Origin of the sequence: Caulobacter sp. 17J65-9, assembly GCF_010975005.1 — a bacterium.
Taxonomy (GTDB): Bacteria; Pseudomonadota; Alphaproteobacteria; order Caulobacterales; family Caulobacteraceae; genus 17J80-11.
Window position 1 is genome coordinate 1 of record NZ_JAAIVC010000147.1, and the last position, 9806, is coordinate 9806.

At 69.5% G+C, this 9806-nt stretch carries 7 protein-coding genes and 1 pseudogene; 4 read left to right on the forward strand and 4 right to left on the reverse strand.

The genetic code is table 11. The features are described 5' to 3' along the window. Positions 1-709 (reverse strand): annotated as a pseudogene (locus G3573_RS17230) (AraC family transcriptional regulator); the annotation flags it as partial. 220 nt (positions 710-929) lie between these two features. On the opposite strand from G3573_RS17230, the gene G3573_RS17235 reads away from it, so the two are divergent. Then, positions 930-1730, forward strand: a complete 801-nt coding sequence (locus G3573_RS17235) for an alpha/beta hydrolase (protein WP_163262864.1) — start codon at positions 930-932, stop codon at positions 1728-1730. 79 nt (positions 1731-1809) lie between these two features. Here the strand turns inward: G3573_RS17235 and G3573_RS17240 are convergent, their stop codons facing one another. Both G3573_RS17240 and G3573_RS17245 read right to left on the reverse strand, forming a co-directional pair. Then, the gene (locus tag G3573_RS17240) at positions 1810-3936 is read right to left on the reverse strand and encodes a M13-type metalloendopeptidase (RefSeq protein ID WP_163262866.1); all 2127 of its coding nucleotides are present in this window, start codon (positions 3934-3936) and stop codon (positions 1810-1812) included. Positions 3937-4196: 260 nt separating this feature from the next. Beyond that, positions 4197-6326, reverse strand: a complete 2130-nt coding sequence (locus tag G3573_RS17245; RefSeq protein WP_163262868.1) for a M13-type metalloendopeptidase — start codon at positions 6324-6326, stop codon at positions 4197-4199. Positions 6327-6509: 183 nt separating this feature from the next. Here G3573_RS17245 and G3573_RS17250 point away from each other — a divergent pair, with 183 nt between their 5' ends. Beyond that, positions 6510-8312 carry a cation:proton antiporter gene (locus G3573_RS17250; RefSeq protein WP_163262870.1) on the forward strand — a complete coding sequence of 601 codons (1803 nt, stop codon included), beginning with the start codon at positions 6510-6512 and terminating at the stop codon, positions 8310-8312. A 6-nt stretch (positions 8313-8318) separates the two neighbouring features. Here G3573_RS17250 and G3573_RS17255 read toward each other — a convergent pair whose 3' ends face one another. Then, a complete protein-coding gene (locus tag G3573_RS17255; RefSeq protein WP_163262873.1) occupies positions 8319-9185 on the reverse strand; it encodes an MBL fold metallo-hydrolase in 867 nt (288 codons plus the stop codon). A gap of 73 nt (positions 9186-9258) precedes the next feature. Between G3573_RS17255 and G3573_RS17260 the strand changes: the two genes are divergently transcribed. Both G3573_RS17260 and G3573_RS17265 read left to right on the forward strand, forming a co-directional pair. After that, positions 9259-9576 (forward strand): metalloregulator ArsR/SmtB family transcription factor, encoded by a 318-nt coding sequence (locus G3573_RS17260; protein WP_240454775.1) that lies wholly within the window; start codon positions 9259-9261, stop codon positions 9574-9576. Positions 9577-9578: 2 nt separating this feature from the next. Beyond that, on the forward strand, positions 9579-9806 hold a 228-nt coding region (locus G3573_RS17265; protein ID WP_276208746.1), incomplete at its 3' end, for a rhodanese-like domain-containing protein.

Sequence of the window (9806 nt, forward strand, 5' to 3'; positions counted from 1 at the left end):
CGGCGGCGGCGGGCGCCGGCGTCGTGACGGGCGCCGGGCTCTCGACCGCGGCCGCCGGGCGGCGCGTCAGGGCGTCGGGATTGGCGCGCAGCAGCCAGTGCGCCAGCCGCACGGTGACGACGACGATGGCCGCGTTCTGGGCCAGCGTGAACCAGTGCGGCATCCAGCCGAAGCCCAGGAAGGCGTCCACCGCGAAGTCGGTGAGCACCAGGGTCGCGACGGCGATCGGCACCACGATCCGCGCCGGGCGGCGGCCCTCGACGAGGTCGCCCTCGAGGCCGCGAAGAATGCGCCAGGCCAGGTTGGCCAGCATGACCGAGCCCAGCCCGATCAGCAGCCAGGACAGGTCGACGTCCTCCAGGCCGCTTCCGAGATAGCCGCGGTCCAGCAGGAAGACGAGAAACCAGGCCGCGCCGCCGCCGAGCTCGACCGGGCCCAGGCGGAAGTCGTCGTCGAACACGGCCAGGCAGAACCACCACAGGAAGATCACGGCGTTGCCGCTGAACACGCTCGCGACGGTCCGGACCAGGCCCGAGGCCTCCAGGGCGTCGTCGGGGGTGTTGACGGCCAGGAAGCCGGCCAGCCCCAGCGCGAAGGGCAGGAAGTAGCGGAACAGCCGCTCGCGCGGCGCATAGGACAGCAGCAGCAGGGCGAGGGTGACGAGCACGCCGGCGCCGCCCACCCGCAGAATGACGTCGAGATCCTGCAATGCCGTCCGCCTCCCGTCCCTCGTGCATACGGGGACCGCGGACAAAGAAAAAGGGCCGGAGCGTCGCCGCGCCGGCGCCGCGCATCGACGGCCGAGAAGGTGGGAGCTTGTCCAATCGTCCCGGTTCAAGAGTTGAGCCGCCGGATCGTCCAGTCCCGTCCGAGTTCCTTCCGCTACCGCCACGCCGGCGGACCGCGCCGGCCCGTCGAAGGAGGCCTCAATGAAATCGACCAAACCGTCCGCGGCCCTCGCCACGGTCGCCGCCCTGGCGATCGCCGTGTCGGCGGGCGTCGCGAACGCCGCGCCGGCGCCGTCGGGCCCCGGGGCAGTGAAGGACGTCGTGCTGGTGCACGGCGGGTTTGTGGACGGCTCCGGATGGCGCGGCGTCTACGACCAGCTGAAGGCGGACGGCTACAACGTGACCGTCGTCCAGAATCCCACCGTCTCCCTGGCCGACGACGTCGCCTACGCCAAACGGGCGATCGCAACGGCGCCCGGTCCGGTGATCCTCGTCGGTCACTCGTACGGTGGCGTGGTGATCTCGGAGGCCGGGACCGACCCGAAGGTGAAGGGGCTGGTCTATGTCGCCGCCTTCGCGCCGGACAAGGGCGAGTCCGTGCAGTCGCTGATCGCCAACCCGCCGCCCGGCGCGCCGGTCCCGCCGATCCTCCCGCCGCAGGACGGGTTTCTGATGCTGGACAAGGCGAAGTTCCACGCGGCCTTCGCTGGCGACGTCGACGCGAAGGAGGCCGCCTTCATGGCCGACAGCCAGGTCCCGTGGGGCGTGAACGCCCTGGCCGGCCAAGTGACGGCCCCAGCCTGGAAGACCCGGCCCAGCTGGTATCTCGTCGCCGCCGACGACCACATGATCCCGCCGCCCGCGCAGCGCACCATGGCCGGGCGCGCCGGCGCGACCGTGGTCGAAAGCCCCGGCAGCCACGCGGTGTACGTTTCCCGCCCGAAGACGGTGGCGGATCTGATCGAGACGGCCGCCCAGAGCGTGAGCGCCAAGGCGAAGTAGGCCTGGCGCCCCGTACGAAAAAGGGCCGGAGCGTCGCCGCCCCGGCCCTTCTCGTTTCGTCAGGCTGAGCCTGCCCGGATCACCAGATCCGGACGCGCTCGTCCGGCTTCACGTAGTACTTCTCGCCTTCCTTCACGCCGAAGGCGTCGTACCAGGCGTCGATGTTGCGCATCGGGCCGATGACGCGGAACTCCGGCGGCGAGTGCGGGTCGGAGACGACCTGCTGCTTCATGGCGTCGTCGCGGTACTTGCCACGCCACACCTGAGCCCAGCCGAGGAAGACGCGCTGGTCGCCGGTGATGCCGTCCAGAACCGGCGATTCCGCGCCGTTCAGGGACACGTGGTAGGCGTCCAGCGCCAGGGTGATGCCGGCCAGGTCGCCGATGTTCTCGCCCATGGTCAGGCCGCCCTGGACGTGGCTGCCCGGGATCGGCTCGTAGCTGTCGTACTGGGCGCCGAAGCGGTCGGTCTGGGCCTTGAACTTGGCCGCGTCCTCCGCCGTCCACCAGTCGCGCAGCGCGCCGTCGCCGTCCGACTTGCGGCCCTGGTCGTCGAAGCCGTGGCCGATCTCGTGGCCGATCACGCCGCCGATGCCGCCGTAGTTCACGGCCGCGTCCGCGTTCGGATCGAAGAAGGGCGGCTGCAGGATGGCGGCCGGGAACACGATCTCGTTGCGGGTCGAGGAGTAGTAGGCGTTCACGGTCTGCGGGGTCATGCCCCACTCTTCCTTGTCGACCGGCTTGCCGAGGCGCTCGACGTTGTACGCCCACTCGAACTTACCCGAGCGGACGACGTTGCCGTACAGGTCCGAGCCGTCGACGGTCAGGCCCGAATAGTCGCGCCACTTCGACGGATAGCCGATCTTCACGCCGAACTTGTCGAGCTTGGCCAGGGCCTGGGCCTGGGTCTCCGGGCTCATCCACGCCAGCTTGGTCTGGATGCGGGTCCGCAGGGCCGAGCGCAGGTCGCCGACCAGCTTCTCCATCTTCGCCTTGGATTCCGGCGGGAAGTACTCGGTCACGTATTCACGGCCGAGCGCCTCGCCCATCGCGCCTTCGGCGAAGCTCACGCCGCGCTTGGCGCGGGCGCGCTGCTGGGGCGCGCCCTGCAGGGTGTGCGAGCGGAACTCCCACTGGGCGTCAGCGAAGCGCTTGGACAGATACGGCGCGGCCTGATCGACCGTGTGGAAGGCCTGCCAGGCGCGCAGGGTCTCGATCGGGGTGTCGGCGAAGATCTTGGCGATCTTCGGGAAGGCGGTGTTTTCCGACACGATGGCGCGGTCGGCCTTCTGCAGGCCGGCGGCCTTCAGGTACTCGCTCCAGGCGAAGCCCGGGGCGTACTTCTGAAGCTGAGCCACGGTCATCGGGTTGTAGGTCTTGTCGTCGTCGCGACGATCGATGCGCGACCAGCTGACCTCGGCGATCTTGGTCTCCAGCGCGACGATGTCCTTCGCCGCCTGGGTCGAGTTCTCCCAGCCGACCTGGCGCAGCATGCGCGCGACGTAGGCCTCGTACGCGGTCTTTTTGTCCGCGAAGGTGTCTTTCAGGTAGTAGTCGCGGTCCGGCAGACCCAGGCCGCCCTGGAACAGGTACAGGGCGTTCATGGTGGGGTTCTTGCCGTCGGCGTCGACATAGGCGCCGAAGAAGGACGCGCCGAACACGCCGTTGGTGGCGCCCATCGAGCGGGCCATGTCGGCCTTGGTCTTGATCGCGCGGATCGCGTTCAGGTCCTTGGCCAGCGGGGCCGCGTCCAGCTGCTGGATGCGCGCTTCGTCCATGTAGCTGTTGTAGAGCGCGCCGATCTTGCCCTGGTCGCTGTCGGCGGCGGCGCCCGAGGCGGAGGCCTTCTCGACCAGCACCTTCAGGCGGTTGTCGGACAGTTCGCGCAGCAGGTCGAACGAGCCGTAGCGCGAGCGGTCGGACGGGATCACCAGGGCGTCCATCGCCTTGCCGTTGGCGTAGCGGAAGAAGCTGTCGCCCGGCTTCACGCTGGTGTCCATGCCGGCGGTGTCGAAGCCCCAGGCGCCGTACTTCGGCGCCTCGGTGCTGGTCCAGCCGGAACCGGCCGGGGCGGCGGCGTCGGCGGAAACGCCGAACAGCGAGACCTTGTCGCAGACCGAGTCGAGGCAGACGCGATCTTCCGCCTGCACGGCGGACGCGGCCGCCAGCGTCGCCATGGCGGCGGCGCAGAGCAGGAACTTCTTCATGGGAATTTCTTCCTCGCCTTATTCTCGAAAGACTGGCGGCGACTGTGAAGCATAAGCCCCAAGTCGTCCCTTAACATTCTGTCATGTTCGCCAGCCGGTCGGCGGGGGGCGCCGGATCGGTGGCCTTCCAACAAGTTTCACCCCGTCGTCGGGCGAAAATTTGACGAAGAACGGTGAAATCAAAGCGCCGCCGCAACGAAAAAGGGCCGGAGCGTCGCCGCTCCGGCCCGTCTCGTTTCGTCAGGCCTGAGCCCGCCGGATCACCAGATCCGGACGCGCTCGTCCGGCTTCACGTAGTACTTCTCGCCTTCCTGGACGCCGAAGGCCTGGTACCAGGCGTCGACGTTGCGCATCGGGCCGATCACGCGGAACTCGGCCGGCGAGTGCGGGTCGGAGACGACCTGCTGCTTCAGCGCCTCGTCGCGCGACTTGGAGCGCCACACCTGGGCCCAGCCGAGGAAGACGCGCTGGTCGCCGGTGATGCCGTCCAGCACCGGGGCTTCCGCGCCGTTCAGCGACACGTGGTAGGCGTCGAGCGCCAGGGTGATGCCGGCCAGGTCGCCGATGTTCTCGCCCATGGTCAGGCCGCCCTGGACGTGAGCGCCCGGGAGCGGCTCGTAGCTGTCGTACTGGGCGCCGAAGCGGTCGGTCTGGGCCTTGAACTTGGCCGCGTCCTCAGCCGTCCACCAGTCGCGCAGCACGCCGTGGCCGTCGGACTTGCGGCCCTGGTCGTCGAAGCCGTGGCCGATCTCGTGGCCGATCACGCCGCCGATGCCGCCGTAGTTGACGGCCGCGTCGGCGTTCGGATCGAAGAACGGCGGCTGCAGGATGGCGGCCGGGAACACGATCTCGTTGCGGGTGGACGAGTAGTAGGCGTTCACCGTCTGCGGGGTCATGCCCCACTCTTCCTTGTCGACCGGCTTGTTCAGCTTGGCGACGTCCTCGGCCCATTCGAAGGCGCTGGAGCGGGCGACGTTGCCGTACAGGTCCGACGCGTCGACGTTCAGGGCCGAATAGTCGCGCCACTTGGACGGATAGCCGATCTTCACGCCGAACTTGGAGAGCTTGTCGAGCGCCTGGGCCTTGGTCTCCGGGCTCATCCAGTCGAGCTTGGTCTCGATGCGGGTCTTCAGAGCCGACTTCAGGTCGGCGACCAGCTTCTCCATCTTCGCCTTGGATTCCGGCGGGAAGTACGCGGCGACGTATTCACGGCCGATGGCCTCGCCCATCGCGCCCTCGGCGAAGCTCACGCCGCGCTTGGCGCGCGTGCGCTGTTCCGGCGCGCCCGACAGGGTGTGCGAGCGGAACTCCCACTGGGCGTCGGAGAAGCGCTTGGACAGGTACGGGGCGGCCTGGTCGACGGTGTGGAAGGCCTGCCAGGCCTTCAGGGTCTCGACCGGGGTGTCCGCGAAGATCTGGGCGATCTTCGGCAGGGCGGTCTTCTGGCGGACGACCACCTTGTCGACCTTGCCGAGGCCGGCGGCGGCCAGCTGGCTCCGCCACGAGAAGCCCGGAGCGTACTTCTCCAGTTCGGCCACGGTCATCGGGTTGTAGGTCTTGTCGCGATCGCGGCTCTCGATCCGCGACCAGCTGACCTCGGCGATCTTGGTTTCGAGCGCGACGATGTCCTTGGCGGCCTGGCCGGCGTTCTCCCAGCCCACGTTGCGCAGCATGCGCGCGACATAGGCTTCGTACGCGGCCTTCTTATCGGCGAAGCTGTCCTTCAGGTAGAAGTCGCGGTCCGGCAGGCCCAGGCCCGACTGGACGACGTAGAGCGTGTTGCGATCCGGGTCCTTGGCGTCTTCCGAGATCCCGACGCCGAAGAACGACCGGCCGAAGCCGGCGTTGGAGGCGCCCATGGAGCGGGCCACGTCGGCCTTGGTCTTCAGCGCGCGGATCGCGTTCAGGTCCTTGGCCAGCGGGGCGGCGTCCAGCTGCTGGATGCGCGCTTCGTCCATGAAGCTGTTGTAGAGGGCGCCGATCTTGGCCTGGTCCGAGCCGGCCGCGGCGCCGGTGTCGGCGGCGGCCTTCTCGACCAGCACCTTCAGGCGGTTGTCGGACAGTTCGCGCAGCAGCGGGAACGAGCCGTAGGTCGACCGGTCGGACGGGATGACCAGAGCGTCCAGCGCCTTGCCGTTGGCGTAGCGGAAGAAGCTGTCGCCCGGCTTCACGCTGGTGTCCATGCCGGCGGTGTCGAAGCCCCACGTGCCGTACTTCGGCGCTTCGGTGCTGGTCCAGCCGGAGCCGCCCGCGGCCGGCGCGTCGGCGGCGACGCCGAACAGGGAAACCTTGTCGCAGACCGAGTCGAGGCAGACGCGGTCTTCGGCCTGCGCGGCAGACGCGGCCGCAAGCGCCGCCAGGGCGGCGGCGCAGAGCAGGAACTTCTTCATCGGAATTTCTTCTTCGCCTTGTTCTCGAAAGACTGGCGCGACTGTGGAGCAGGCCGCTCCAACCGCATCTTAAAATTCTGTCATGTTCGCGCGGCGCTCGGCGAACTACGCTCGGCCTGTGAACTTTCCGCCATGACTCCACGCTAGAGTCGTGGGGAGCTCAGGCGAGAGGTGGTCGAACGAATGCCGACGGAAGTGGCGCCCCAGGAATACAAGGACGTACTCGTTTTCCTGGCCGCGGCCAGCATCGTCGTGCCGCTGTTCCATCGCTTCAAACTGAGCCCGGTGCTGGGCTTCCTGCTGGCCGGCGTGCTGCTGGGCCCCGACGGCCTGGGCCGGCTGGCCGGCGACAACCCGTGGATCTCGGCCATCACCATCTCGGACGCCGACGAGATCCGGGTGTTCGCCGAGTTCGGCGTGGTCTTCCTGCTGTTCATGATCGGGCTGGAGCTCTCGTGGGAGCGCCTGCGGGCCATGAGGCGGCTGGTGTTCGGCTTCGGCATGGCCCAGGTCGTGGTCTGCGGCGGCTTGCTGGGGCTGTGCGCCTGGGCCTTGGGCCAGCCGCCGGCGGGCGCGGTGGCGCTGGGCCTGGCGCTCGCCCTGTCCTCCACCGCGCTGGTCATGCCGGTGCTGGCCGAGCGCAAGCGGCTGCACACCGGGGTCGGGCGCGCGGCCTTCTCGGTGCTGCTGGCCCAGGACCTGGCGGTCGCGCCGATCCTGGTCACCCTGACGGTGCTGGGCGGCATGGAGGCCGGTAACGGCGCTTCCTGGCTGACCGGCCTGCTGACCCTGGCGCCCGCTGCGCTCGCCCTGGCGGTCATCGTCGCGGTCGGGCGCCTCGTGCTGCGGCCGCTGTTCCAGCTGGTGGCGGGGTCCAAGAGCCAGGAGCTGTTCGTCGCCGCCTGCCTGCTGGTGGTGATCGGCGCCGGCGTCGCGGCCTCGGTCAGCGGCCTGTCCATGGCCATCGGCGCCTTCATCGCCGGGCTGCTGCTGGCCGAGACCGAGTTCCGCCGCGAGGTCGAGGTCAACATCGAGCCGTTCAAGGGCCTGTTGCTCGGCATGTTCTTCGTCTCGGTCGGCATCCGGCTGGACCTCGACGTGGTGCTGGCCGAGCCGATCGTGATCCTCAGCATCGCGGTCGGCCTCACCGCCCTGAAGATCGTCTCCATCTTCGGCGTCGCGCGGGCCTTCCGCCTGCCGCCGCGCATCGCGCTGGAGACGGCGATGGTGTTGGGCCCGGCCGGCGAATTCGCCTTCGTCATCCTGAACAGCGCGCTGGAGCACCGCCTGGTCGATCCGGGCTTCGAGCGCGCCGTGCTGATCGGGGCCACCGTCAGCTTCTTCGCCGTGCCGGCCCTGGCCTGGGCGGCCGAACGCCTGGCCGTGCGCGCGCCCGCAGCCCTCGAACCGGTCCCCGAGGCGGCGGAGGATCCCGAAGACGTGTCGGGGCAGGTGCTGATCGTCGGTTACGGGCGGGTCGGGCGGCTGGTGGGCGAAATGCTCCACCGCCACGACGTGGAGTTCTCCGCCGTCGACCTGAACGCCAAGCTCGTCGACGAGGCGCGCAAGGCGGGCGAGCGGGTCTATTTCGGCGACGCCGGCCGGGCCGAGTTCCTGGGCCGCTGCGGCATCGACAAGGTCGCCGCCGTGGTGGTGACCATGGACGCGCCGGGCAAGGTGGACGAGGTGGTGCAGACCGTCCGCGCGGCTCGCGAGGACGTCACGCTGATCGCCCGCGCCCGCGACGCGCGCCACGCCGCGCGCCTGTACCAGCTGGGCGCGACCGACGCCGTGCCGGAGACGGTGGAATCCAGCCTGCAGCTGGCCGAGAACACCCTGGTCGATCTGGGCAAGCCTATGGGGCTGGTGATCGCCTCGATCCACGAGAAGCGCGACGAGTTCCGCAAGCTGTTCCAGGAGAGCGCGCCGGACAAGCGCGAGACCCGGGCGGTGCGGGCGCGCGAGCCGCGCCGCTCTACAGGCTGATCTTGTCTACAGGCTGATCTTCAGGGGCGTCTTCAGATAGGTGCGCCCGTCGGCCTCGGCCGGGGGCAGGGCGCCGGCGCGGATGTTCACCTGCAGCGACGGCATCAGCAGCGCCGGCGGGTCCAGCGTGGCGTCGCGCTCGGTGCGCATCTGAACGAAGGCGTCCTCCGGCGCGTCGGCGCCGACATGCTTGTTGCCGGACTTCTCCGCCGCCACCGTGGTTTCCCAGGCGGGCGCCTCGCGCCCCGCGCCGGACGGATAGTCGTGGCCGACGAAGACGCGCGTCTTGGGCGGCAGGGCGAGGATGCGGTGGATCGACCGGTAGAGCGTGCGCGCGTCGCCGCCGGGGAAGTCGCACCGCGCGGTGCCGAAGTCCGGCATGAACAGGGTGTCGCCCACGAAGGCGGCGTCGCCGATCAGGTAGGTCACGCAGGCCGGCGTGTGGCCGGGCGTGTGCATCACCTTCACGTCCATCTGGCCCAGCAGGAAGGTCTCGCCGTCGGCGAAGCGGTCGTCGAAGGCCGAGCCGTCGGCGGCCACGTCGTTGGCCCCGAACACCGGCGCGAAGGTCTTCTGCACCTCGGTGATCCGTCCGCCGACCCCGAGCCGCGCGCCGGTCGCGCGCTTCAGCACCTGGGCGCCGGACAGGTGGTCGGCGTGGGCGTGGGTCTCCAGCACCCGCTCGATCCGCAGCCCCTGCGCGCCCGCGGCCTTCAACACCGCGTCGACCGACTCGCTCCAGACCCTGCCGGTCTTGGCGTCGAAATCGAGCACGGGGTCGATCACAGCCGCGGCCTTGGTCGCCGGGTCGGACACCAGGTAGGTGACCGTCGAGGTCCGCGTGTCGAAGAAGCCTTGAACGTCGGGGGACATGGCGGGAGCTCCCAAATGTCGCGTTCTACATATTAGCCATTGCTAAATTAGCAAGTGCTTATATATGCACGGCATGCTCGATCACGCTTCTCTAGACCGCGACCGTTTCGAGGCCAGCGCCGGAGCCGCCGCCAAGCTGCTCCGCGCGCTTTCGAACGAGCGGCGGCTGATGATCCTGTGCCTGCTCGGCGACGGTGAACTTTCCGTAGGCGCGCTGCAACAGCAACTCGACGTGTCCCAGTCGGCCCTGTCGCAGCACCTGGCGGTGCTGCGCGAGGAAGGGCTGGTGGACGTCCGCCGCCAGGGCCAGTCGATCTTCTACCGGGTCGCCGACCCGGCCGCCCTGCGGGTGATCGGGACCCTCGCCGAGATTTTCTGTCCCACGGAGTGATTATGTCGTCCCTGAAGCCGCTCGAGCCCGCCGCCGTCGCCCGCAAGCTGAAGGCCGGGACCATCACCCTGGTGGACGTGCGCGAAGCCGACGAGCGGGCGCGCGAGCGCATCGCCGGCGCGGTCGCCGCGCCGCTGTCCGCCTTCGAGACGGCCGCCGCCGCGATCGGCGCCGGCCGCGAGGTGGTGTTCCACTGCCGCTCCGGCGGCCGCACCACCGCCCACTGCGAC